The sequence below is a fragment of the Methylorubrum podarium genome (assembly GCF_022179745.1).
GTDB classification, from domain to species: domain Bacteria; phylum Pseudomonadota; class Alphaproteobacteria; order Rhizobiales; family Beijerinckiaceae; genus Methylobacterium; species Methylobacterium podarium.
The window spans coordinates 1-23762 of sequence record NZ_BPRD01000272.1 but is presented as its reverse complement, the minus strand read 5'-3'; the positions used below and the strand labels follow the sequence as shown (position 1 = coordinate 23762).

Sequence of the window (23762 nt, the reverse complement as noted above, 5' to 3'; positions counted from 1 at the left end):
CACCGTGCTCGGCGCGGCCGGCGAGGGCGGCGCCGGGTTCTTCGGAGCGGCCGGCGCGAGCCTGAGCAATGCCGGCACCATCACCGGCGGCACCGGTGGCGTCGGTGCCGTCGGCGCGCCCGGCCTCGTCGAGATCACGGGACCCTCGGGGGCGCCGGTCGCCACCGGCGGAACCGGTGGGACGGGCGGCATCGGCGGCCGCGGCGGGACGGGCGTGCAGCTCATCGGCGCGGACGGCTTCAGCAACACCGGCACCCTGGCCGGCGGCGCGGGCGGCGTCGGCGGCACGGGCGGCGAGGTCGGCGGCCGCGGCGAAGGGCCGGCCGCCCCGCCCGAGGCCACCGGCGGCACGGGCGGCCTCGGCGGGACGGGCGGAACCGGGCTGCGGATTGTCGGCGGAACCGCCCTCGGCAATGCCGGGACCGTGCGCGGCGGAGAGGGCGGGCAGGGCGGCGACGGCGGCCTGCCGGGCTTCGGCCTGGGAGGTCCGGGCGGGGCCGGCGGTCCGGGCGGCGCGGGGGGCGTGGGCGGCGTCGGGGCGCAGGTCACCGGTGCCGACTTTACCAATTCCGGGCTCATCGCCGGCGGCACCGGCGGCACGGGCGGGGCCTTCGGCGCGCAGATCCCCACGGTGGAACCCGACGCGAGCGGCGTCGCCGGGATCGGCGGCACCGGCGGCACCGGTCTCCTGATCGAGGGCGCGACCCGCTTCACCAACGCTGCCACCGGCCGCATCGCGGGCGGGGCGGGCGGGACCGCCGGCGGCGCGGGCGGGATCGGCGTGCTCGCCCCCACCGGCGGCACCCTGATCAATGCCGGGACGATCACCGGCGGCGCGGGAGCCTCCGGCGCGAGCGGCGCCGCGGGAAGCGGGGGCTTCGGCGGGACGGCCGTCGTCGGGGCCGGCCTCGCCATCGTCAATTCGGGCGTCATCGCGGTCGGCGCCGGCGCCACCGGGCCCGCCGCGGCGGAGACGGGCCGGGCCATCAGCTTCACCGGCGGTCTCAACAGCCTCACCCTGACCGCGACCGGGCAGATCGACGGGGCGGTCGTCGCCTTCAGCGCCGCCGACCGGCTCATCCTCGGCGGCGCCACCGACGGGACCTTTTCCGCGGCGGCGATCGGTGCGCAGTACCAGAATTTCGGCGTGTTCCAGAAGGTCGATGCGGGCACCTGGACGCTCACCGGGACGACGCCGTCGGCGACGGCGTGGCAGGTGCTGGGCGGGACGCTGGCGATCGGTGCGGACGCCAATCTCGGCGCGCCCTCCGGCGGCGTCCTGCTCGACGGCGGGACGCTCCGGGCCACCGCCGGCCTCGCGACGGCGCGGACGCTCACCCTGGGCGCGTCCGGCGGCGCGATCGAGGCGGATCCGGGCGTGGCTCTGGTCGCAAGCGGGCCGCTCGTCGGCGCGGGCGGGCTGACGAAGACCGGGACCGGCACCCTGACCCTGACCGGCGCCAACACCTATGCCGGCGCGACGCGGATCGAGGCCGGGACGCTGGCGCTCGCGGGCTCGGGCACGATCGCCCCATCGAGCGGGGTCGCCCTGGCCGGCGGCGCCACCTTCGACCTTGCCGGGCTCACCGGCGGCGGCACCGCCATCCGGAGCCTCGGCGACAGCGAAGCGGGCCAGGCCGGCACGGTGGTGCTCGGGGCCAACCGTCTGACCCTGACGGATGCCTCCGGCACGTTTTCCGGCGGCATCACCGGCTCCGGCGGACTGACGCTCGCCGGCGGCAGCCAGACGCTGGCGGGGGCGAACACCTTCGGCGGGACGACGATCGTGGCCGGCGGCACGCTGACGCTCGCAGGCACCGGATCGCTCGCCTCCTCCGTGACGACGCAGGCCGGGGGCTCGTTCGCCAACGCCGGGACGGTAGGCGGCGGCCTGACCAATGCCGGCTCCACCACCAACGACGGCACCCTCGCCGGGCCGGTCGCCAACAGTGGCCGCTTCGTCAACCGCGGCACGGCCGGCGCGCTGACGAGCAGCGCAGGCACCGTGACCAACACCGGCACGCTCGACGGCGCGGTGATCATCACCGGCGGCAGCCTCGCCCTCGGTCCCGGCAGCCTCGTCACCGGCGCGCTGACGAACGGCGCCGCGGTGACGGCGCAAGGGCGGATCGCCGGGCTGGTCACGAACGCGGCCGGGGCGAGCTTCACGCTCTCCGGAGCGCTCGCCGACCTTACCGCCCTGAGCAATGCCGGCAGCGTCAGCCTGGCCGGCAACGGGCTCGGCATCGGCACCCTGACCGGAGAGGGCGGGGTGATCCAGAACGGGGCCGCCGCGGCGGCGACGCTGACGCTGGGCTCGGGCAGCAGCACCGGGACCGTGCTGCAGGACGGGTCGGGCGGCGGCGCGCTGTCCCTGGCGAAGGTCGGGGCCGGAACGCTGACGCTCTCGGGCGCCAACACCTATTCGGGCGGCACGGCGCTCAACGGCGGCACCGTCCGCGTGTCGAGCGACGCCAACCTCGGCGCGGCGACGGGGGGCCTGAGCTTCGGCGGCGGCGCGCTGGCGACGGGGGCCGACTTCACCACCGGCCGCGCGCTGAACCTCGGTCCGTCGGGCGGCGCGCTGGCGCCGGATGCGGGCACGAGCCTCACCCTGACCGGCGTGGTCGGCGGACCCGGCGGGCTCACCGTGGGCGGGGCCGGCCGCGTGGTCCTGACCGGGGCCAACAGCTACGGCGGGGGCACGCTGGTGAATGCCGGCGCCACCCTGCAGCTCGGCGACGGCGGCACGGCCGGCGCGATCACCGGCAACGTCGTGACCAACGGCACGCTCACCCTCAACCGCTCCGACCGGCTGGACTTGGCCGGCGTCATCTCCGGTGCGGGCACCCTGAACCAGTCGGGCGCGGGCGTCACGGTGCTCACCGGCCGCAACGGGCCCGGCGCCCAATTCACCGGCACCGCCGCCGTCAATGCCGGCACGCTGGCGATCAACGGCACCTTCGGCGACACCGCCGGCAACGCCGCGCGCCTCTCCGTCAATGCCGGCGGCACCCTGCAGGGGTCCGGCACGATCGCCGGCTCGGTCGCCGTCAACGGCGGCACCGTCTCGGCCGGCAACTCGCCGGGCACGCTGACGGTCGCCGGCAGCTACACCCTCAATCCCGGCTCGACCTCGCTGTTCGAGTTCGGCTCACCCGGCCTCGTCGGGGGGCCAAGCAACGACCTCATCAATGTCGGCGGCAATCTCGGGCTCGGCGGCACGCTCAGCCTCGTCTCGGCGGCCGGCGCCGCGGCCGCGCCCGTCTCGGGCGCCTACCGGCTGTTCAACTACGGCGGCACGGTCTCGGGCGCCTTCGACGGCGTCACCACGCCTGGGGCCGGCACCAGCGCCCTCGTCTACACCGACATCCCGGCCCAGGTGAACGTGCTCGTCACCAACGGCAACCAGTCGGTCCAGCTCTGGGACGGCGCCGACACCACCGGCGCGGCGGCGGGCGGCCAGGGCGGCGCCGGCACCTGGAGCGCGGGCGGCACCAACTGGACGCGCCTGCCCGGCGGGCAGATCAACGACCTCTGGCGCTCCGGCGTCGGCCTGTTCGGCGGCAGCGCCGGCACGGTGACGGTGACCGGGACGCAGGCCGTGCAGGGCCTGCAATTCACGGTGGACGGCTACCGCCTCGCCGGGCCGGGCGCGCTCGTCCTGACCGGCGATCCCTTCACCACGGCGGGCCAGAGCTTCGTCACCGTCGATGCGGGCGTCTCCGCCACCATCGCCACCGGGCTGACCGGAGGGGCGCCGGGGATCGGCCTGCGCAAGCTGGGGTCCGGCACGCTGACGCTCGCGGGCGCCGGCACCTATACCGGCGCGACGACGGTCGAGGCCGGCACGCTGGCCCTCGCGGCAGGCGGCACGCTGACCTCCTCCGTGACGACGCGGGCCGGGGGCAGCTTCGCCAACGCCGGGACGGTGGGCGGCGGCCTGACCAATGCCGGCTCGGCCAGCAACGACGGCACCCTCGCCGGGCCGGTCACCAACGGCGGCAGCCTCGCGCTTGGCCCAAACAGCCTCGTCACCGGCGCGCTGACGAATGGCGCCGCGGTGACGGCGCAGGGCCGGATCGCCGGGCCGGTCACGAACGCGGCCGGGGCGAGCTTCACGCTCTCCGGAGCGCTCGCCGACCTCACCGCCCTGACCAATGCCGGGAGCGTCAGCCTGGCGGGCAACGGGCTCGGCATCGGCACCCTGACCGGAGAGGGCGGGGTGATCCAGAACGGGGCCGCCACGGCGGCGACGCTGACGCTGGGCTCGGGCAGCAGCACCGGGACCGTGCTGCAGGACGGGTCGGGCGGCGGCGCGCTGTCCCTGGCGAAGGTCGGGGCCGGAACGCTGACCCTGACCGGAACGAGCACCTACCGCGGCGGGACCACGGTGGCGGGCGGCACGCTGGCGCTCGGAGGGCCGGGCGCGGCCGGCGGCGGCGCCATCGCGCTCGAGACCGGCACGCGGCTCGCCTTCCTCGGCAGCGGCTACACGGTGGAGAACGCCATCCGCCTCGCCGGCCCCGGCCTCGCGACGATCGAGTCCGGCCCGGGAACGGTCGCCCTGTCGGGCCCGATCTCCGGCGCGGGCGCCCTGGAGAAGGCCGGCCTCGGCACGCTGGTGGTGTCCGGCACCGGCACCTATGCCGGCGCCACCGCGGTCACCGCCGGCATCCTCCAGGTCGACGGAGCGCTCACCGGGTCGTCGGCCCTGACGGTCGGGCCCGGTGCCGGCCTGACCGGCACCGGCCGGGTCGGCGCGCTCACGGTCCAGTCCGGCGGATTCGTGGCGCCCGGCAACGCCGCCAACCCCACCGGCACGCTGACCGCGGAGGGGCCGGTGGTGCTCGGGTCGGGCTCCACCCTGGCGACGACCCTGTCGCTGACGGCGGCGAGCCGGCTCGTCACGCCCTCGACCGCCACGATCGCCTCCGGGGGCATCCTGCAGATCACGCCCTCGACCCTGGCCTACATTACGCCGGTGCGGCTGCCGATCCTGGTGGCGAGCGCGGGGCTGACCGGCCAGTTCACCTCCGTGACCTTCACCGCGCCGGTGCGCGGCCTGCAGCCGGTCGTCGGCTACGATGCGGGCAGCGCCTACATCCAGTTCGGCGAGACGGAGCCCGGCCGCCCGACCGAGCCGGGGCGGGACCTGACGAGCGCGATCGCCTCGGCGCAAGGCCTGGCGCGGGACCGCTTCGGCGCCTTCGTGACGCAGCGCATCCTCGGCAGCGTGCTCACCGGCTTCAACCAGCAGATCAGCTGCGGCGACTGCTTCAGCGGCTTCGGCATGGCCGGCTCCTACAGCGTCGGCGCCCAGGGCCGCAAAGCCCTGACCGAGGAGCTGATCGCCATCGGCGGCTTCGCCTATACCGGCTACGACAGCGGCCGGGTCCGCGTCTCCGGCGGGCCGATCTTCGCCGGCCTGCTGCGCTACGACCCGGCGGGCCTCGGTTCGGCGCGGCCGTTCGTGGATGTCGGCGGCCTGTTCGCGCCGAGCCAGAACACGACCTACAGCCGGGGCTACACCTTCGGGACCATGGCCGGCCAGGGCACCGGGCGGGTCTCGAGCATCAGTGGCTCGGTCTTCGGCCGGGTCGGCGCTGTCGCCCGGCTGTCGCCGCAGGACGAGGTCGCGGCGGCCGTTGAGTACAGCCGCGGCTGGCAGTTTGCCGGCGCCTACACCGAGGGCCTGCTCGCCCCGAACCCCTACGCCCTGGCGAGCCGCGGCGGCACCGACATCATCAACATCGCCAAGATCGGGGGGCAATACACGCACCTGTTCGGCACCGCGATCGAGGCGCAGCTCAATCTCGGCGTCGCCCACGGCTTCGGCCTGAGGAGCGGCCTGCGCGGGACGGTGGCGGACGTGCCCTTCACCACCCCGATCAAGGATCTCACCTGGGCGGAGTACGGGGCGCGGATCAGCTATCGCCTGCAGCAGGATCTGGCGCTCGACGGCTTCATCCTCGGCACGCTCGGGCCGCAGCCGGTGGGCGACACCATCCACGGCGGCGCCTCGGTGCGCTACGCGTTCTGACGTCTCTTTCGCGCGAGGACCGGCGGAAAGGGCCGCGGATGCGGACGAGCGTCCTGTCCGCCGGCCGGGCCGCCCTCGGCGGGATCGGCCGCCTCGGCCGCCGCATCGGGCCGGGCCGCCTGCTGGCCGGCGGCCTGCTCGTGCTGCTGCTGCTCCTGCGGATCACCGATCCCCCGCCGGTCGAGGCCCTGCGCCTGCGCACCTTCGACGCGCTGCAGGTGCTCTCGCCGCGGGTGCCGCCGGCCGAGCGTCCGGTGGCCATCGTCGATATCGACGAGGCGAGCCTGAAGGAATTCGGCCAGTGGCCGTGGGCGCGCACGCGGCTCGCGGCGATGGCCGGCAAGCTCCAGGAGGCCGGGGCGGCGATCGTCGCCTTCGACATCGTCTTCTCCGAGCCCGACCGCCTGTCGCCGCCGCTCCTCGCCGAGACCCTGCCGGACTTGAGCGAGGCGGCCCGCGCCGACCTGCGGGCGCAGCCCGACAGCGATGGGGTCTTCGCCGACGCGATCGGGCGCATGCCCGTGGTGCTGGGCCAGACCGCCGCGAGCACCCCCATCGCCTGGACGGGGGAGGGGCCGCCGCCGCAGACCGGCACCGCCGTGGTGGGACCGGATTTCGACCCGGCATCGGCGCTCATCGGCTTCCCCGGCCTGATCCGCAACCTGCCGGTGCTGGAGCGGGCCGCCGCGGGGCGGGGCGTCTTCACCATCAGCCCCGAGCGGGACGGCGTGGTGCGGCGGGTGCCGATGGTGCTGCGGGCGGGCGGGACCGTCGTGCCGACGCTGGCGCTCGACATCCTGCGGGTGGCGACCGGGGCCGATACCCTCCTGATCCGCACCGACGAGGCGGGCGTCGTCTCGATCCGCCTGCCCGACCTCACCGTGCCGACCGACCCGCACGGGCAGATCTGGGTGCGCTTCAGTCCGCACGATCCGGGGCTCTACGTCTCGGCCAGGGACGTCCTGAACGGCACCGTCCCACCCGACCGCTTTCGCGAAAGAATCGTCCTCGTCGGCACCTCGTCCGTCGGCCTGCTCGACAACCGCACCACGCCGCTCGACCGCTCGATGCCGGGCGTCGAGATCCACGCGCAGCTTCTCGAGAACCTGCTGACCGGCACCACCCTCACCGTGCCGAACGAGGCGACCCTGATCGAGGTCGGCGCGACGGCGGCGGTGTCGCTCGCCATCATCCTGTTCGCCCCGATCCTCGGCGCGCTCGGCCTGCTCCTGTTCGGCGGCCTCGTCGCGGCGCAGCTCGCCTTCGTGTCGTGGTACCGGTTCTCGGCGCAGGGCATCCTGTTCGATGCCACCTACCCCCTGCTGACGACCTTCCTCGTCTACCTCACCCTCGTCTTCACCAACTACTTTCGCGAGCAGGCCGGCCGCAAACGGATCCGCACCGCCTTCGGGCGCTACCTGTCGCCGGACCTCGTGGAGCAGCTCGCCCTCTCGCCCGAGCCGCTCCGGCTCGGCGGCGAGGAGCGGCGCCTGACGATCATGTTCTCGGACGTGCGCGGCTTCACCGCCATCGCGGAGTTCTACAAGACCGATCCGGCCGGGCTGACGGCCCTGATGAATCGCTTCCTCACCCCGCTCACCCACGCCATCCTCGACCGGCAGGGGACGATCGACAAGTACATGGGCGACGCGATCATGGCGTTCTGGAACGCGCCGCTGCCCGTCGAGGACCACGAGGCCGAAGCCGCCGCGGCCGCCCTCGACATGCTGGCGCGGATGGACGCCCTCAACGCCGCGCGGCGGCGCGAGGCGGAAGCGGGGGGGCATCCGGTCCTGCCGCTGGATATCGGCATCGGCATCAACACCGGGCCCTGCGTCGTCGGCAACATGGGCTCCGACCTGCGCTTCGACTACTCGGTGCTGGGCGACCCCGTGAACGTCGCCTCCCGTCTCGAGGGGCAATCGAAGTTCTACGGGGTGAAGGTCGTCCTCGGCGCGGCGACGGCGGCGGCCATCGCCGACCGCTACCCGGTGCTCGAGATCGATCGCGTCCGGGTGAAGGGCAAGAGCGAGCCCGAGACCCTCTTCACCCTCGTCGGCGACGAGGTCTTTCGGACCTCCGAGCCGTTCGCGAAGCTCTCGGCCCGGCACGCGGCGATGATCGCCGCCTACCGCGCCCGGCGGTGGGACGAGACCCACGCGATCGCGCAGGAATGCCGCGCCCTGGCGCAAGGGTTGCGGATCGACGCCCTCTACGCGCTCTACGCCGAGCGCGCCGAGACCTTCGGCCGGGAGCCGCCGCCCGCGGATTGGGACGGCATCACCATCGCCACCGCGAAGTAGCCGGCGGCACGCCGCTGGGCCGCGGCCTCGGACGACGCGTCCTCGCCCAAAGGCCACGCTGCGCCATATGCTCGCGAAGCGTGGAACGGATGAGGCGATCGTGAGCGTCGGACTGCTAGCCCTCTTGGATGACGTGGTCGCCCTGACGAAGGTCGCGGCCGCCTCGCTGGACGACGTGGCGGCCCAGGCCGCCAAGGCCGGGACCAAGGCGGCCGGCGTCGTGATCGACGACGCCGCGGTCACGCCCCGCTACGTGGTCGGCTTCTCGCCGGACCGCGAATTGCCGATCGTCTGGCGCATTGCCCGCGGCTCGCTGATCAACAAGCTGGTGTTCCTGCTGCCGATCGCGCTGCTGCTCAGCGCCTTCGCGCCCTGGGCGATCACGCCGCTCCTGCTGCTCGGCGGCCTCTACCTCGCCTACGAGGGGGCCGAGAAGGTCTACGAGATGATCGTGCCGCACGCGGCCCACGCGCACGAGGCGGAGGCGAAGGCGGGCGCGGCGAACGCGCAGGTGCTGGAGAACCAGCGGGTCTCCGGCGCGATCAAGACCGATTTCATCCTCTCGGCCGAGATCATGGCCATCACCCTGGCGGGCTTGGGCGACGGCACGGTCTGGTCGCGGGCGGTCGTGATGGCCGTCGTCGCCCTCGGCATCACGGTCGCGGTCTACGGGACCGTCGCCCTGATCGTGAAGGCCGACGACATCGGCCTCGCGCTGGCCCGCCGCGGCAGCGGCGTGCTGGCCGCGATCGGCCGCGGGCTGGTGCGCGGCATGCCCGTCTTCCTCAAGGCGCTCGCCGTCCTCGGCACGGCGGCCATGGTGTGGGTCGGCGGCGGCATCATCGTCCACAGCCTCGCGGGCTACGGCTTCGCCGGCCCCGAGCACCTGATCCACGAGGCGGCGGTCGCGGCGGGCCGGGCCGTGCCGGCGATCGGCGGCGCGGTGGAGTGGCTCGTCACCGCGGCGGGCTCGGGCGTGATCGGGCTGATCGCGGGCTTCGCGCTGATCCCGCTCGCCGGCAAGGTTCTGGCACCGGCCTGGAGGGCGGTGATGCGGCTTCTGCCGATGCGCGGGAAGGAGGCCTGACGGACGCCGACGGCGGGGCCGATCCACTCCGCCCCGCTCCGCGCGGAAACGCTCCCGCGCCCGCCGAGTCTTCCCGGACGACCACCGGAACCGCGGAGATCCGACCAACATACGATAACTTTTCCTTAGGTGCCGCCGATTATCCTTTGATGGCTTGAGTGTCCGGCAGCCATGGCTCGGGACAGGCGCGGGGCGGCCGGAACACGATGCGTACAGCACCCGTCACGAAGCTTCTCCCATGAGAAGCGCGCCGGCCGTCCCATCGCCCGGCCCGTCTCCCGCGGAGGGCCGACCGCGCACCGACCGGGCCGCGATCTCGACCAGCCCTGATCCGGCCGCGCAGCCGCCGGTCGAGGACCCGCAGGCGCCCCTGTCCCGGGGAGGACCTGAACGGTGATGCTCGACTTCAACACGCTGCAGGTCGCCAGCATCAGCAGCCGTCTGGCCTTCGTCCTGGTGTTCTTCGTCACCCTGCTTCGGCATCCGCGCGAGATCTATTTCGGGGTCTGGGCCGGCGCGCTGTGCTGCTCGCTGGTGGCCTCGCTGATGATGCTGGGCGATCCGCCGAGCGTCCCGCTGACCGCCGTCAAGGGCAGCATCGTCTACGTCCTGTACGGCGCGAGCCTCGCCACGTCCTGGGCGGGCCTGCGCCTCTTCTACGAGCGGGCGGCCCTCGTTCCGCAGACGCTCGTGCTCGCCCTGGCCTCCGGCCTGCCCTACGGCATCCTGCTGCAGGGCGGGGTGTCGATGTCGTGGTGCCTCACCACGGTGTTCGGCGGCATCGCCCTGAGCACGGCCCTGTGCATCCGGGAGATCCTGAGAACCCCCGCCGCGACGCGCCTGTGGACGCAGTACATCGTCCTCTCGGGCTTCGGCGGGTATTTCGGCGTCTTCGTCCTGTCGATCGGCGTGGTCCATGTCGCGAGCGAGCGCCTCGCCTCGCCCGAGAGCGGCATCTTCTCGCTGCTGTTCGACCTGTGGTGCGGCGTCTTCATCCAGGTCGGCTACCTGGCCATGGTGAGCGAGCGCGCGCATCTGAAGCTCAGCCGCCTGGCCGAAACCGATCCGCTCACCGGGCTGGCGAACCGGCGCGGGCTGTTCGCGGCGATGAGCCGCTGGGCCGGCCGCGCACCGTCCCCGCCGCGCCGCGCGATCCTGCTGGCCGACATCGACCACTTCAAGGCGATCAACGACACCTACGGCCACGATGGCGGCGACGCGGTTCTGATCGGCTTCGCCGAGCGCCTGCGCGGCGTGATGCGCAAGGACGACATCATCGCCCGCTGGGGCGGCGAGGAGTTCCTGGTCGTCCTCGACCAGGCCGACGCCGACGCCACCGCCGCCGCCGCGGTCGCCGAGCGGCTGCGCAGGACGGCGGCCGGTGCGCCCTTCGCGGTGAACGGCGCGGCCGTGACCGTGACCGCCAGCATCGGGGTCTCGATCGTGGCCATCGGCGAGGAGCGGATCGAGCCCGCCCTGTCCCGCGCGGACGCCGCCCTCTACGCCGCCAAGAGGGAGGGCCGCAACCGTGTGTGCCTGGACCTGCCGGCCGCCCCGCCCGAGCCGGAGATCGGCGCCGCCCGAGCGGAGCCGCCGTCCGGGCTTCGCGGCGCCATGGACGCCATCCCGATCGTCGGGCCGCCGCGATCCGGGATGGCCTGACACGATCTCTCACGCCCTCTCGAAACGCAGGCGCCATGTTCGACCGTCTCGTCCCGTCTCCCCCCTGCTCCGGGCGCGCGCCGCGCCGGCGCGTCGCTGTCGCGGCCGCGCTCTGCCTGTTCGCGGCCTCCACCCCCTGTCGGGCGTCGGACACGGCGACCGGGGATGCGTTGACCGGTACGGCGACCGGTGCCGCGACCGGTGCGTTGACCGCCGGGAGCCTCCTCGTCCGCGGCCGGGTCGTCGGCGCCATCCCGGTCGGCCAGTTCTCGCGGGTCGAGCCGATCGGCGGACGCGTCGTCACCCCGGCGCGCCCCCTGCCGGATCTCGACGTGACGTATTTCCTGTCCGATCACGTCGCGGTCGCGGGCCAGGTCGGAATCGTCTCGACCCGGACCTCGATCCGCGGCTCGCTCATCGGCGACCTGCCGATCGGCACGACCTGGAGCCTCGCCATGACCGGCGCGCTCCAGGTCCACCTCTTCCCCCGCGCCGCCTTCAACCCGTATCTCGGTGCGGGCGCCGGCTACACGCACCCGCTCGCCTACGAGCCGGCGAAGCCGCTCGTCACCGCGATGAAGGCCGACCCGCAACTGGGGCCAATGCTCCAGGCCGGCTTCGACTACCACCTCGTCGGCGAGTGGTACGCCAACATGGAGATCAAGAAGATCTTCCTGCCGCCGCAGGTCTCCCGCATCGGCCCCGGCAGCGCGACCGTGCGGCTCGACATGCTGATCATCGGCGCGGGCATCGGCTACCGCTTCTGAGCGGCGGCCGGTCTCAGGCCGGTCCGGCGGGATTCGCCCTCGGGCGCCGGCGGCCGCCAGCCCTGCAGCCAGGAGGTCACGGGATCGACGACGTAGGCCGCGACGGAGGCCGCCCAGGCCCAAGTCCCGGCCCCTGCCCGGATCGACAAGGGGAGGCCGGCCCTCCGCGCGGCCTCGTCCGCGCGGTCCTGTTCGCGCATCGTGGCGGCCACCAGCCGGTCCTCGTGCTCCCGGCACTCGTCGAGGACGTTGCGCTGGGCGCCGGCCCGGCTCTGGCCCGGCGGCTGCCGGGCATAGGCCTCCCGCACGCAGCCGTGCCACGTCTCTTCCAGGGTCTCGAGATCGCGCGTCCCGGCCGCCGCCGGGCCGGCGCCGATCACGGACAAGGCCACGAACGGAGCCAGGAACGGAGCCAGGAACGGAGCAATGAGGAGCTTCGGCGCGTTCATGGCGGCGAGATGCTCCGGAAGCCATCAAGGCCGGCTTAACGCCGCGCCGACCGAGCCGAAGAGCCGATCAAGAAGAGCCGATCAAAAAGCCGTTCGAAGGAACGAGTCCGCCTCACGGTGCTTCCCACCTCCCAACGATCATCGCCGCACCGGGAGACCGCATGGCCCAGGACGTGACCACCTACACCCTCAAACAGGCGCTCGCCGCGCAGGTCGACGACCATATCGAGATCGCGGTCGAGGCCGAGGACGGAACCAAGTTCAAGATCCGCGCGACCTCGGAGCAGCTCGACGCGCTCACGGGCGACCTGGAATCGATCCTCGATGGGGACGACGCGGGGGACGCCGCCTAGAACCGCGGCCGACCGGACCGCGTCCGACGGCACCCTCGATCCGGTCGCCGGTCGAATCGGGGGCGCCGTCGGGCGCGGTTCGCGCGAACTTTCCGGGAGCCGCCGGGTTGGGAGACGCAACGCCCCGCGGACAGGACACCCCATGCGGCTCACCACGATCGCCCTGGCTCTGGCGCTGAGCATCCCGACGATCGCCGCGGCCCAAGGCGCCGAGGAAGGGCGGCCCTCGCCGCCGAGCCCGAAAGCCTCGGCCACCGGACCGCGGCCGGTGCCCGGCCCGAGCACGGCCGTTCCCCCGGCCGGCACCCCGAACGAGCCGGCGGTCATCGGCGGCACGCCGGGCGCCGTGATCGGCGGCACGCCGACGAGCGGACCGCCCGGCACCGGCGGCACCGCGGGCGGCCCGTCTCTGAGCGGCCAATAGATCCGGACGGCGCGCCGCCGGCACAGCATGGCCGCGCCGCGCATTTGCGATAAGTTCGGGGCATGAGCCCGACCTCGCCCGTTCGCTCCGCCCGCGCGCTCCTCGTCGTCGCGTCCCTGGCCGCATCCTTGGCCGTGCCCTTGGCCGCATCCCTCGCGGCCCCGGCCCGCGCGCAGGCGGTGCCGCCCGCGCCCGAGCCGCCGCCGATCCAGTCGGACGAGGCGCGCCTGCTGCCGGTGCTCGCCAGCCGCGGCATGGTCTCGTCGCAGGATGCGCGCGCCACCCGCGTCGGCGTCGAGATCCTGCGGAAGGGCGGCAACGCCGTGGATGCGGCGGTGGCGGTCGGCTTCGCGCTCGCCGTCACCCTGCCGCGGGCGGGCAATCTCGGCGGCGGCGGCTTCATGATGGTGCACCGGGCTGGGGCCAACGAGAATTGTGCGATCGATTACCGCGAGACCGCCCCGGCTGCCGCCACCGCCGACATGTTCCTGAACCCGCAAGGGGAGCCGGACCGCGCCGCCTCCACCCGGACGGGCAAGGCGGTGGGCGTGCCCGGGACGGTGCGGGGCCTCGCCGAGGCCCACCGGCGCTACGGTTCGGGCAAGCTCACCCTGGCCGAGCTGATCGCCCCGGCGGAAAAGCTCGCCCGCGACGGCATCCCGGTCGAATCGGGGCTGGCCGATTCCCTGCCGCGGGCCTCGGGGCTCCTCGGGCAATGGCCGTCGAGCCGGGCGGTGTTCTTTGACGGCGACCACGTGCTCCCGCGCGGCGCGATTCTGCGCCAGACCGACCTCGCCGACACCCTGAAAACGGTTGCCGAGCGGGGGCCGGACGCCTTCTACGAGGGGCCGATCGCGCAAAAGATCGCGGCGGCGGTGCAGGGCGCGGGCGGGATCATGACGGCGGCCGACCTCGCCGCCTACCGCCCGGAGATCCGCACGCCCGTGCGCGGTCTCTATCGCGGCTACGAGATCGTCTCGATGCCGCCGCCGAGCTCCGGCGGGGTGCATCTGATCGAGATCCTCAACATCCTCGAGGGCTACGACCTCGCCGGCATGGGCGCGGGCAGCGCGGGGGCGCTGCACATCCTCGCCGAGGCGATGAAGCCGGCCTACGCCGACCGCGCCACCTGGCTCGGCGATCCGGCCCGGACCAAGGTGCCAGTCGCCGGGCTCACCGCCAAATCCTACGCCGCGACCCTGCGCGGGAAAATCGATCCTGACCGGGCGAAGTCCGCGGCCGAGGTGAGCGCGGGCAACCCGCTTCCGCACGAATCCGACCAGACCACGCATTTCTCGGTGGTGGATGCGGAGGGGAACGCGGTCTCCAACACCTACACGCTGAACTTCTCCTACGGGATCGGGCTCGTCGCCGAGGGGACGGGGGTGCTGCTCAACAACGAGATGGACGATTTCGCCGCCAAGACCGGCGCGCGCAACGCCTACGGCCTCGTCGGCGGCGAGGCCAACGCCGTGGCGCCGGGGGCGCGCCCGCTCTCCTCGATGACGCCCACCTTCGTGTTCCGGGACGGAAGGCTGTTCCTCGTCACCGGCAGCCCCGGCGGCAGCCGCATCATCACGACGGTGCTGCAGGTCATCGTGAACGTGCTCGATTTCCGCATGAACCTCGCCCAGGCCGTCGCGGCGCCGCGCATCCACCACCAGTGGCAGCCCGACGTGCTGATGGTCGAGGAGGGGGTCTCGCCCGACACCCTCGCCCTGCTGCGGTCCAAGGGCCACACCGTGAAGGTCGGCGCGACCTCGGGCTCGGCCAATTCGGTCATGGCCGAGGACGGGCTGCTCGCCGGCGCGTCCGATCCGCGCCAGCGGGGGACGCTGGCGGAAGGGCCTTGAAGACGGCGCTTCGGCTATCCGAGACCAGGGCTCCGCCCTGGACCCGCGAAAAGGCTCGCCTTTTCGAAATCCGGACTTTTGCGCGCCAGCCTCTCGATCGCCGCGAGCAATTCGGCGTCGGTGTCGGAGGGGTGGCCGAACAGGCGTGAGACCGCCACCGGCAGGCGCCACGCCGCGATCGCCTCCCGCGGCAGGCCGCTCGCCGCGCGGTAGCTCGCCACGTACCACGCCGCGATCAGCCGGCGCGCCAGCCGCACGGGGCCGAGTCGGCTGAACCAGGCGGGACCGAACCGGCCGTAGCGCAGCACCAGTTCGGAGCGGGCGACGTCCGCGGCCGGATCACCGGCGGCGGCCTTCTGCCAATCGATCAGCTGCAGCCCCGCGCGGGTCGCGATCACGTTGCCGGGATGCACGTCGCCGTGGCAGAGGCGGTCGCCCGCCGGCAGGCGGTCGAGGGCGGCGAGCGCCGCCTGCCGCAGCGGCTCCGGCACCCGCGCGCCCGCGATCTGCCGTCGGAGCAGGGCGTGCAGCGAGGGCAGGCCGGGGGCGGGACAGGCGTGGATCGCGTGCTGGATCCGCGCCACGCGCCGCAGCGCCAGGAGCAGCCCCAACGGATTGCAGGCGTAGCGCGCGGTCATCGGCGGACCGTCGAGGCGCACGAACAGGATGCCGGTGCGCCCGGCCCGGCCGACGAGGCCGAATGCCTCCGGCACCGGCAGGCCGAATCCGTGCGCGAGGCGGCTCGCCGCCAACTCGTTCGCCACCGCCTCCGGCTCGAACGGCTGCCGGTAGAGCTTCACCACCCGGTCCGGCCCCTCGGCGAACACCTCCGAGGAACGGCCGGCCCCGATGCGGTCCGGCCCCGTGCGGGGCGGGCAGGGGACGTGAAGGGACAGGGCGCAGACCATGGATGCCGCTCCGCGCGTGCTCCAAGGAGGGTGCGTTCGCTCGCGAACACCCTCTGCGTCCCCTTGCCCAATAGATACCGATCCGCTCAGCGAGCGTAAACGTCATTTGTTACGCAATGTTTCGAGACAAAGCAGCGTATAGATTGCGAGCATCCAGCATAAACCGGGCGGATTATCAGAATTAAATCCTAGAACGGCAGAGAGTATGCTTGGATCACCGCGCGCAGAAACCCGCCGCGCTCCGCCGGTCGTCTTCGCCGGTCTCGAACCGGCTTCGGGCGAAACCCCTTGCCGCCGCGGCAGCGTGCCGGGGACGCGCGCGGCGGTCGGTGCGGCATCTCACGTCGGGTGCCGCGGGGAGGCGGCGGGTTTCCGTGCTGCGGCGGTGGGCAAGCGCGGGCACCCGCGATAAAGGAGCGGCATTCTCACGCGGACTAACGATGCTCCTCTTCCGCTCGCTCGCCTTCAACCTCTCGTTCTACGTCGCGACGACCCTGATCGCGGTCTTCGGCATGCCGGCGCTCGCCGCGCGCAGGGGCGTGATCCGGGTGGCGCAGTTCTGGGGCCGCACGGTGATGACCCTGCTGCGGGTCGTCGGCGGGACGCGAGTGGAGTTCCGCGGCCTGGAGAACATCCCGAAGGGTCCGCTGCTGGTGGCGGCCAAGCACCAGTCGGCCCTGGAGACCCTGGCGCTCACCGTGCCGTTCGAGGACTTCGCCTACGTGCTCAAGCGCGAGCTGATGTGGATCCCCGTGATCGGCTGGTATCTCGGCCGGGGCGGCATGGTGCCGATCGACCGCTCCAAGGGCGCCAAGACCATGGCCGCGCTGAACGCGGCGGCGGCCGAGGCGATCCGCGACGGGCGCCAGCTCATCATCTTCCCCGAGGGCACCCGCCGCCCGGCCGGCGCCCCGCCCGCCTACAAGCAGGGCGCCTCCCACCTCTACGCCGCGCTGAACGTGCCCTGCCTGCCGGTGGCGCTGAACACCGGCCTCTACTGGCGCCGCCGCGGCTTTCGCCGGATGCCGGGCACGACGGTGATCGAGTTCCTGCCGGTGATCCCGCCGGGCCTGTCCCGCACCGAATTCCTCAACGAGGTTCAGACCCGCATCGAGACCGCCTCCGACGCGCTGCTGGCCGAGGGCCGCGCCGACCTCGCCCGCCACGGCCACCCCGTCGCCGTGGCCATGGGCGGCGCGGCGCCGGCGACGGACACGTCCGGGACGCTGTGAGACCGGCCGGCTTCAAAGACGCGCGCAGCCAGAGGAAACGTTCTTTCCGCAGTTGCGTTTTGTAGCTACGCTGGAGGCATGGGCTTCCAGTGGGATACCGAGAAGGATGCGGCGAACCAAGCCAAGCATCTGATCGGATTCCGGCAAGCGGCCGAGATTTTTCGGGGCTTCCGGCTGACCCGCGAAGACACCCGGCGCGACTACGGCGAACGCCGCTTCATCGCCCTCGGGGAGTACGACGACGAGGTGCTGCGGGTGGTCTATACCCTGCGTGACGGGGACGTTCGCATCATCTCAGCATGGAAGGCGAGCCGACATGACCGAAAAGCCTACGCGAACGCGCGGCAAGCTCGTCCGGTTTGACAGCCTCGACGACATGCCGCCGGCCGCGCCGCTGAGCGGCGCCTTCAAGGCGCTGACCGACGACGAGATCGAGCGCCGCGCCGCCGCTGACCGGGATGCGGGTGTGCTTCCGGCGGAGTTCTGGAACACGGCACGGCCCGTCGAGACCGAGACCAAGGAGCAGATCACCCTGCGGCTCGACCCCGACGTGCTCCGGCATTTCCGGAGCACCGGGAAGGGCTATCAATCTCGAATCAATGCCGTGCTCAAGAGCTACGTGAAGGCGAAGGAGAAGACGGGCTGAGCGTTCGTCACAGGACGCCGAGCGACACGACACTCACCCCGCCCGGCTCCGCGCCGCAGCAGGAACACGCCCTGCGCGCCGATCCGGTTCCAGAACCACCACGGCATCGAGAACCGCATCGGACGCCCCCGCGCATCGAGGGCGGTGGCCTTCTCGCGGCGGGCGCCGCCGTCGCGGCACGGACGGCCCCTCCGTCGCCGTGGCCATGGACGGCCCGGCGCCGGCGACGGACACGTCCGGGACGCTGTGAGACCTAGCCGGCGACAGCCTCGCGCAGGGCCGTGCGCAGGGCCGCCAGCGGACGGTGCAGGCGGCCCGTGGCCGGGCGATGGAGCAGCCAGGAGCGGATCACCGGCGCGAAATCCGAAACCGCGACGATCCGCAGGCGGTCGCGCCAGGGGCTGCGGTCGAGCCGCCCCGGGGTGACCAGGGCGAGCCCGAGGCCGCGGGCCGCGAGCGACAGCCGCAGGTCCGCGGTCGGCGCTTCGATCCCGACGGTGAAGGGCAGGTTCTCGGCCTCGAACCGGCGGCGCAGGGTGACGCGGTAGCCGCAACTGTCCTGGCTGAGGATCCAGGGATGGCGCGCGAGGTCGCGCAAAAGCACGCGCTCGGGCAGATCGGCCCCGTGCGCGGCCACCACGAGCACCGCCTGCCGGTCGATCGCCTCGGCGGCGAGACCGTCCGGCGGCTCCGCACCGTCCGGCAGGCTGAGGGCGGCGGCATCGATCTGGTTGCGCTGCAGCTGCTCCAGAAGCGGCGCCGACCAGGACATGGTCAGGCGCAGCATCAGTTCGGGAAAGGCCGCCCGCAGGCTGTCGACCGGTGCGGCGAGGAGCGGCTCGGACAGGTCCGGGGTCACGCCCAGCCGCATCTCGCCGCGGACCGCGCCGCCCGGCGCCGCGCCGCTGCGCAGGTCGTCGATCGCCTGGACCACCCGGCGCCCGTGCTCGTAGGCCTCGCGGCCGGCGAGCGTCGGACGCAACGGTTTACCCGGCCGCTCGAACAGGGCGACGCCGAGATGCTCTTCCAGATTCTGCACCCGGCGGGTCACGCCCGGCTGGGTCAGATTGAGCCGGGTCGCGGCCGCCATGATCGAGCCGGTCTCGACCACGGCGAGGAACGCCTCGATGTCGTGCGTGTTCATGCCGATCTCGCATGATTTTTTAAAATAATATTGATTTGTATCATATTATCGCCTGCCGCACATCCCCTCCACGGGATTCCCGAGGGAGGGTTCGGATGACACGGCGGATCGAGGCGGCGGAGTGGGCCGCTGCGCGGCGGAAGGCGGGGCCGGCACCAATCGCCCTCGGCCAGGGCGTGCCGAGGGCCACGATGTGGCTGATCGCGTTCGCGGTCGGCGTGATCGTCATCAACGTCACCGCGCCGCAGACTCTCGTCGGAGTGATCGCCCCCGATCTCGGCCTGCCGCCGCGATGGGCGGGCCTCGTCGGCACCGCGCCCCTACTCGGCTACGCCGCCGGCCTGTTCTTCCTCGTGCCGCTCTCCGACCTGATCGAGAACCGCGGCCTCGTCCTGGCCCTGCTCGCCGCCGCGGTCGCGAGTGCCTTCGCCGCCGCCGTCACCACCGCGGCCCTGCCGTTCCTGGCGCTGCTGTTCCTGCTCGGCGCCGCCTGCTCGTTGATCCAAGTGCTGGTGCCGATCGCCGCCGCCATGGCGCGGGAGGCGGAGCGGGGCCGCGTCGTCGGCGACGTGATGGCCGGCCTGATGGTCGGCATCCTGCTCTCGCGCCCGCTGGCGAGCCTCGTGGCCGACGCGCTCGGCTGGCGCGCCTTCTACCTGATCGCCGGGGCCGCCATGGCGGGGCTCGCGCCGCTGATGCTCTACCGCCTGCCGGTGCGCCGGCCGCAGGTGCATCTCGGCTACCGCGCCCTCGTCGCCTCCCTGGTCACCCTGGTGCGCACCGAGCCGACCCTGCGCCGGCGGGCGCTGACCGCCGCCCTCGGCATGGCGGCCTTCTCCGCCTTCTGGACCGCGGTCGCCCTGCGGCTCGCGCAGGAGCCGTTCGGCTTCGATCAGCGCCAGATCGCGCTGTTCGCCCTCGTCGGCGCCAGCGGCGCCGTCGTCACGCCGCTCGCCGGCCGGGCCGGCGACCGCGGCCTCGACCGGCCGCTCCTCGTCGCCGCCCACCTCGCCATCCTCCTCGGCCTCGGCCTCGCCGCCTTGGCCGGAACGCTGGCCTACGGACCGGGCCTGCTGCTTCTCGGCCTCGGTGCGGTGCTGCTCGATATCGGCGTGTTCGTGGACCAGACGCTGGGACGCCGCGCCGTCAACCTGCTCGCCGCCGAGGCGCGGGGGCGGCTCAACGCGCTGTTCGTCGGCATCTTCTTCCTCGGCGGCGCCTGCGGCTCGGCCGTCGCGGGCCTCGCCTGGGCGGCGGGCGGCTGGCCTCTCGTCTGCGCCGCCGCCGCCGGCTTCGGCCTGCTGGCCCTGGCCACGGGGTTCCTGCGGACGGGTCTCCGGCCTCACGCGGCCTGACCGTCCGCCCCGGTTCGGGCGAAGGCGGCAACCGCCCTTCGCCCGCGCAGAACGATCCGCGACCCGGCAAAGCGCTCGACCAGGGCGAGGGTGCGGGCGCGGCGGAGGCGGTTCCAGGTCGCCGCGTAGCGCAGGAATTCGACGGCGAGCTGCTCCGGGCAGCCCTCCGGTCCTTCCGGACGGACCCTGCCCCGGTTCGACAGGGTCCGCCGCAGCACCCGCGCCGTGCAGCGCCAGGCCGGCATGTCGAGATAGATCACCGTGTCGGCGCGCGCGAACCGGGGGGCGATCGTGTCGGTGTAGTTGCCGTCGATGACCCAGGCGGGCAGGGCGGCGATCCGCTCGACCTCGGCCCGGAAACTGTCCGGATCGGCCGCGACCCAGCCGGGGCGCCAGTAGGCGCGGTCGAGGTGGAACACCGGCAGGCCGTGCCGGGCGCCGAGATCGCGGGCGAGCGTCGATTTTCCGCTGCCCGGCGGCCCGAGGATCACGATCCGCCGCGGCAAGGCCGACGGAGGGTTCACCCCCGCCCGCCGCGCCGCAACAAAAACACCCCCTGCGCGCCGATCAGGTTCCAGAACCACCACGGCATCGAGAAGCGCATCGGGCGCCCCCGCGCGTCGAGGGCGGTGGCCTTCTCGATGCGGGCGCCGACGTCGCGGCACAGGCCGACGAAGTCGCGGATCGTGCAATGGTGGATGTTGGGGGTCTCGTACCAGGTCTCCGGCATGATCTCGGTGACCGGCATCCGGCCGCGGAAGGCGAGTTCGGCCCGCACCCGCCAATGGCCGAAATTCGGGAACGAGATGATCACCTGCCGCCCGATCCGCAGCAGGTGCTCCAGCACGATGCGCGGGTTGCGGGTCGCCTGGATGGTCTGGGACAGCACCACCACGTCGAAGGCGTCGTCGGGATAGTTGGCGAGATCGGTGTCGGCGTCGCCCTGGATCACCGGCAGGCCGCGGGCGAGGCAGGCGTTGACGCCCTCGCGCGACAACTCGATGCCGCGGCCGTCGACGCCGCGCCGGTCGCGCAGGAGCGCCAAGAGCGAGCCGTCGCCGCAGCCGATGTCGAGGACGCGCGCGCCCGGCGGCACGAGGCCGAGCACGACGATGTGGTCGATGCGCGCCGCGCCCTCGCCGCGCGGCAGCGCCTCGGCGGCCTCCCACGGCACGCCGGAGGCGGCGTCGGTGAAGCTCTCGCTCATGATCGGAGCCCCCCTCTCAAAGGCCTCTCGCCCGCGCCGCCGCGTCGATGAAGCCTTGGGCCGCGGAGAACATCGCCGGCTCGTCGAGCAGGAAGGCGTCGTGGCCCTTGTCGCTCTCGACCTCGACGAAGGCGACGGGCGCCGCCACCGCGTTCAGCGCGTGGACGATGGCGCGGGAATCGGCGGTCGGGAACAGCCAGTCCGAGGTGAAGGACATCACGCAGAAGCGGGTTTTGGAGCCGCGAAACGCGTGGCCGAGCACGCCGCCATGGTCCTCGGCGAGGTCGAAATAGTCCATCGCCCGCGTGAGATAGAGGTAGGCGTTGGCGTCGAACCGCTCGACGAAGCTGAGGCCCTGGTGGCGCAGGTAGCTCTCGATCTGGAAGTCGGCGTTGAAGGAGAAGGTCGGCGCCGCCCGGTTCTGCAGGCGGCGGCCGAACTTGCGGTGCAGCGCCGGCTCGGAGAGGTAGGTGATGTGCGCGCCCATCCGCGCGACGCCGAGGCCCTTGGCCGGCCGCGTGCCCTCTTCGAGATAGCGCCCGTCGGCCCAGGCGGGGTCGGCCATGATCGCCTGCCGGCCGACCTCGTGGAAGGCGATGTTCTGGGCCGAGTGGCGCGCGCCCGTGGCGATCGGCATCGCGGAGAACACCCGCTCGGGGAAGAGCGAGGCCCATTGCAGCACCTGCATCCCGCCCATCGAGCCGCCGATGCAGAGGAAGAGATCGGGGATGCCGAGCCGGTCGAGCAGCATCGCCTGGGCGCGGACCATGTCGCGGATCGTCACCAGGGGGAAGTCGAGTCCGTAGGGGCGCCCGGTCTCGGGGTTGAGCGAGGCGGGCCCGGTCGAGCCCATGCAGGAGCCGATCACGTTCGAGCAGACGACGAAGTAGCGGTTCGTGTCGACCGGCTTGCCCGGCCCCACCAGCGTCTCCCACCAGCCGGGCTTGCCCGTCACGGGGTGGCGATGGGCGAAGTGCTGGTCGCCGGTGAGCGCGTGGCAGATCAGCACCGCGTTCGAGCGCTGGGCGTTGAGGGTGCCGGCGGTCTGGTAGGCGATCTGGAACGGCCCGAGGCGCGCGCCGGAATCCATGGCGAGCGGCTCGTCGGCGGAAAACAGCATCACGGGACTGCGCGGGTCCGAGGCCGGCGAGGCCTCGTAGACCGCCCGGCGCGCACCCTCCCGCTGGACGGTCTCGGCGTCGCGCTCGGCGTTCTGGGTGAGGGTGGAATCCATGGCATGTCCCGGGTGCCGGCCCTGGAACCGGTCCCGAGCGGCCCGGCAGACTGGCCCGCCGGTCGAGCGGACGGACCGATGCGCCCGCGCGCGTGTCGTTAAGAGCCTGTCGTTTGGAGCCTGTCTTGGCCGGCTGACAACAGGAGGTAATGTGCGCGTCTCCGAGCGTCAACGCGGCGAGGGGACGACGCGGAGGGCGGAGAGGGCGGCGGTGCCGCGGCGCACATGCCGTCGCCCTGGTCCTCCGTCGCCGCCGACCGTAAACACGGGTTCGGCTCCCGTCCGGATCCCTCCGCGGACCTTTGGCATGCGCTTCACCACGCGACCCGCCCCGTCCCTCGACAACCTCGCCGAGCTGCGCGCCGAGATCGACCGGATCGACGCCGAGATGCACGCCCTGCTGATCCAGCGCGGCGCGATCATCGACCGGCTGATCGCGGTCAAGCGCCAGCAGGGCTCGGGCTCCGCCTTCCGGCCCGGCCGCGAGGCGGCGATGATGCGCCGCCTCGCCGAGCGCCACCGCGGCCTCTTGCCCCTCGACACGGTGGAGGGGATCTGGCGGGTCATCATCGCCACCTTCACCTGGGTGCAGGCGCCCTTCGCCGTGCATGCCGACATCTCGGCGGGCGATGCCGGGATGCGCGATTCCGCCCGCTTCCATTTCGGCTTCACCGTGCCCTACCGGCCGCATCCGAACTGCGCCGCGGTGATCGAGGCGGTGGCGGGCTCGCGCGGCGACCTCGGCATCTTCCGGCTCGGCAAGGAGGCCGGCAAGGAAGCCAAAATCGGCGGCACGGCCCGGCCCTGGTGGGAGAGCCTCGTCGGCGAGGGACGGCCGAAGGTGATCGCCCGACTGCCCTTCATCGAGCGCCCGTCCCACCCGGCGGGCACGCCGGTCTTCGTCGTCGCCAACCCCCTCGACGACCCGGCGGCGGCGCAGCGCGACTGGGTGCTCCACGCCGTGCGCGCGCCCCGCTTCGCGCCGGAGACGGAGCGGGCGCTGAACGACCTCTACGGCGAGGTGGTCGCGCGCAGCGAGACGGTGGAGGCGGTGAGCCTGCTGCTCGCCGTGCCGGGCGGCGTCGGCGCCGAGGA

At 73.2% G+C, this 23762-nt stretch carries 19 protein-coding genes and 1 pseudogene; 13 read left to right on the top strand and 7 right to left on the bottom strand.

Annotated features, from left to right (window positions below; translation table 11 throughout):
• From MFF42_RS14130 to MFF42_RS14110, 5 genes are all read left to right on the top strand, one after another.
• Positions 1 to 6043, top strand: a 6043-nt coding sequence (locus tag MFF42_RS14130) for a beta strand repeat-containing protein (RefSeq protein ID WP_238256304.1), incomplete at its 5' end; no start/stop codon positions are given.
• 38 nt (positions 6044 to 6081) lie between these two features.
• Positions 6082 to 8346, top strand: coding sequence for a CHASE2 domain-containing protein (locus MFF42_RS14125; protein ID WP_238256303.1), 2265 nt, complete (start codon positions 6082 to 6084; stop codon positions 8344 to 8346).
• A 100-nt stretch (positions 8347 to 8446) separates the two neighbouring features.
• Positions 8447 to 9433, top strand: coding sequence for a DUF808 domain-containing protein (locus MFF42_RS14120; protein ID WP_238256302.1), 987 nt, complete (start codon positions 8447 to 8449; stop codon positions 9431 to 9433).
• A 396-nt stretch (positions 9434 to 9829) separates the two neighbouring features.
• Positions 9830 to 11095 carry a GGDEF domain-containing protein gene (locus tag MFF42_RS14115; protein ID WP_238256301.1) on the top strand — a complete coding sequence of 422 codons (1266 nt, stop codon included), beginning with the start codon at positions 9830 to 9832 and terminating at the stop codon, positions 11093 to 11095.
• Positions 11096 to 11301: 206 nt separating this feature from the next.
• Positions 11302 to 11862 carry an OmpW/AlkL family protein gene (locus tag MFF42_RS14110; protein ID WP_238256300.1) on the top strand — a complete coding sequence of 187 codons (561 nt, stop codon included), beginning with the start codon at positions 11302 to 11304 and terminating at the stop codon, positions 11860 to 11862.
• On the opposite strand, the gene MFF42_RS14105 is transcribed toward MFF42_RS14110, so the two are convergent.
• Positions 11850 to 12311: a hypothetical protein gene (locus tag MFF42_RS14105; RefSeq protein ID WP_238256299.1), complete on the bottom strand. Its 462-nt coding sequence runs from the start codon at positions 12309 to 12311 to the stop codon at positions 11850 to 11852. The two genes, MFF42_RS14110 and MFF42_RS14105, sit on opposite strands and share 13 nt — an antisense overlap.
• Before the next feature lie 161 nt (positions 12312 to 12472).
• Here MFF42_RS14105 and MFF42_RS14100 point away from each other — a divergent pair, with 161 nt between their 5' ends.
• From MFF42_RS14100 to ggt, 3 genes are all read left to right on the top strand, one after another.
• The gene (locus tag MFF42_RS14100; RefSeq protein WP_238256298.1) at positions 12473 to 12664 is read left to right on the top strand and encodes a hypothetical protein; all 192 of its coding nucleotides are present in this window, start codon (positions 12473 to 12475) and stop codon (positions 12662 to 12664) included.
• Between the two features lie 142 nt (positions 12665 to 12806).
• Positions 12807 to 13088, top strand: coding sequence for a hypothetical protein (locus MFF42_RS14095; protein ID WP_238256297.1), 282 nt, complete (start codon positions 12807 to 12809; stop codon positions 13086 to 13088).
• 62 nt (positions 13089 to 13150) lie between these two features.
• Positions 13151 to 14941 carry a gamma-glutamyltransferase gene (ggt, locus tag MFF42_RS14090; protein ID WP_238256296.1) on the top strand — a complete coding sequence of 597 codons (1791 nt, stop codon included), beginning with the start codon at positions 13151 to 13153 and terminating at the stop codon, positions 14939 to 14941.
• A gap of 14 nt (positions 14942 to 14955) precedes the next feature.
• Here ggt and MFF42_RS14085 read toward each other — a convergent pair whose 3' ends face one another.
• Positions 14956 to 15849, bottom strand: coding sequence for a phosphotransferase family protein (locus MFF42_RS14085; RefSeq protein WP_238256295.1), 894 nt, complete (start codon positions 15847 to 15849; stop codon positions 14956 to 14958).
• A gap of 440 nt (positions 15850 to 16289) precedes the next feature.
• Here MFF42_RS14085 and MFF42_RS14080 point away from each other — a divergent pair, with 440 nt between their 5' ends.
• The 3 genes from MFF42_RS14080 (at position 16290) to MFF42_RS14070 (ending at position 17727) form a co-directional block, all read left to right on the top strand.
• Complete coding sequence (locus MFF42_RS14080; protein WP_238256294.1) at positions 16290 to 17081, top strand: lysophospholipid acyltransferase family protein; 792 nt, start codon at positions 16290 to 16292, stop codon at positions 17079 to 17081.
• A 78-nt stretch (positions 17082 to 17159) separates the two neighbouring features.
• Entirely contained in the window at positions 17160 to 17444 is a 285-nt protein-coding gene (locus MFF42_RS14075) for a BrnT family toxin (RefSeq protein WP_238256293.1), read from the top strand.
• Positions 17398 to 17727, top strand: coding sequence for a BrnA antitoxin family protein (locus MFF42_RS14070; RefSeq protein WP_238256292.1), 330 nt, complete (start codon positions 17398 to 17400; stop codon positions 17725 to 17727). The genes MFF42_RS14075 and MFF42_RS14070 overlap by 47 nt, the downstream gene beginning before the upstream one ends.
• Here the strand turns inward: MFF42_RS14070 and MFF42_RS14065 are convergent.
• Together MFF42_RS14065 and MFF42_RS14060 are read right to left on the bottom strand one after the other, a co-directional pair.
• A pseudogene (locus MFF42_RS14065) lies at positions 17697 to 17906 on the bottom strand (hypothetical protein); the annotation flags it as partial. The gene MFF42_RS14070 and the pseudogene MFF42_RS14065 sit on opposite strands and share 31 nt — an antisense overlap.
• Before the next feature lie 74 nt (positions 17907 to 17980).
• Positions 17981 to 18871 (bottom strand): LysR family transcriptional regulator, encoded by an 891-nt coding sequence (locus tag MFF42_RS14060; protein ID WP_238256291.1) that lies wholly within the window; start codon positions 18869 to 18871, stop codon positions 17981 to 17983.
• Between the two features lie 95 nt (positions 18872 to 18966).
• On the opposite strand from MFF42_RS14060, the gene MFF42_RS14055 reads away from it, so the two are divergent.
• Complete coding sequence (locus tag MFF42_RS14055) at positions 18967 to 20226, top strand: MFS transporter (protein ID WP_373875182.1); 1260 nt, start codon at positions 18967 to 18969, stop codon at positions 20224 to 20226.
• Here the strand turns inward: MFF42_RS14055 and MFF42_RS14050 are convergent.
• The 3 genes from MFF42_RS14050 to metX are packed head-to-tail and all read right to left on the bottom strand — an operon-like array spanning position 20214 to position 22667.
• On the bottom strand, positions 20214 to 20750 hold the full coding sequence (locus MFF42_RS14050; protein ID WP_238256290.1) for a P-loop NTPase family protein: 537 nt from the start codon (positions 20748 to 20750) through the stop codon (positions 20214 to 20216). The two genes, MFF42_RS14055 and MFF42_RS14050, sit on opposite strands and share 13 nt — an antisense overlap.
• Positions 20747 to 21433 carry a methionine biosynthesis protein MetW gene (metW, locus tag MFF42_RS14045; RefSeq protein ID WP_238256289.1) on the bottom strand — a complete coding sequence of 229 codons (687 nt, stop codon included), beginning with the start codon at positions 21431 to 21433 and terminating at the stop codon, positions 20747 to 20749. The genes MFF42_RS14050 and metW overlap by 4 nt, the downstream gene beginning before the upstream one ends.
• 16 nt (positions 21434 to 21449) lie before the next feature.
• A complete protein-coding gene (gene metX / locus MFF42_RS14040) occupies positions 21450 to 22667 on the bottom strand; it encodes a homoserine O-acetyltransferase MetX (RefSeq protein ID WP_238256288.1) in 1218 nt (405 codons plus the stop codon).
• Positions 22668 to 22974: 307 nt separating this feature from the next.
• Between metX and MFF42_RS14035 the strand changes: the two genes are divergently transcribed.
• On the top strand, positions 22975 to 23762 hold a 788-nt coding region (locus MFF42_RS14035), incomplete at its 3' end, for a chorismate mutase (protein ID WP_238256287.1).

Excerpts from the sequence above, each read along its gene's own strand:
- metW (WP_238256289.1), bottom strand. The coding sequence starts at position 21,433 with ATGAGCGAGAGCTTCACCGACGCCGCCTCCGGCGTGCCGTGGGAGGCC.
- metX (WP_238256288.1), bottom strand. The coding sequence starts at position 22,667 with ATGGATTCCACCCTCACCCAGAACGCCGAGCGCGACGCCGAGACCGTC.
- MFF42_RS14100 (WP_238256298.1), top strand. The coding sequence starts at position 12,473 with ATGGCCCAGGACGTGACCACCTACACCCTCAAACAGGCGCTCGCCGCG.
- MFF42_RS14105 (WP_238256299.1), bottom strand. The coding sequence starts at position 12,311 with ATGAACGCGCCGAAGCTCCTCATTGCTCCGTTCCTGGCTCCGTTCCTG.
- MFF42_RS14055 (WP_373875182.1), top strand. The coding sequence starts at position 18,967 with ATGACACGGCGGATCGAGGCGGCGGAGTGGGCCGCTGCGCGGCGGAAG.
- MFF42_RS14115 (WP_238256301.1), top strand. The coding sequence starts at position 9,830 with ATGCTCGACTTCAACACGCTGCAGGTCGCCAGCATCAGCAGCCGTCTG.
- MFF42_RS14080 (WP_238256294.1), top strand. The coding sequence starts at position 16,290 with ATGCTCCTCTTCCGCTCGCTCGCCTTCAACCTCTCGTTCTACGTCGCG.
- ggt (WP_238256296.1), top strand. The coding sequence starts at position 13,151 with ATGAGCCCGACCTCGCCCGTTCGCTCCGCCCGCGCGCTCCTCGTCGTC.
- MFF42_RS14095 (WP_238256297.1), top strand. The coding sequence starts at position 12,807 with ATGCGGCTCACCACGATCGCCCTGGCTCTGGCGCTGAGCATCCCGACG.
- MFF42_RS14075 (WP_238256293.1), top strand. The coding sequence starts at position 17,160 with ATGGGCTTCCAGTGGGATACCGAGAAGGATGCGGCGAACCAAGCCAAG.
- MFF42_RS14125 (WP_238256303.1), top strand. The coding sequence starts at position 6,082 with ATGCGGACGAGCGTCCTGTCCGCCGGCCGGGCCGCCCTCGGCGGGATC.
- MFF42_RS14070 (WP_238256292.1), top strand. The coding sequence starts at position 17,398 with ATGACCGAAAAGCCTACGCGAACGCGCGGCAAGCTCGTCCGGTTTGAC.
- MFF42_RS14060 (WP_238256291.1), bottom strand. The coding sequence starts at position 18,871 with ATGAACACGCACGACATCGAGGCGTTCCTCGCCGTGGTCGAGACCGGC.
- MFF42_RS14085 (WP_238256295.1), bottom strand. The coding sequence starts at position 15,849 with ATGGTCTGCGCCCTGTCCCTTCACGTCCCCTGCCCGCCCCGCACGGGG.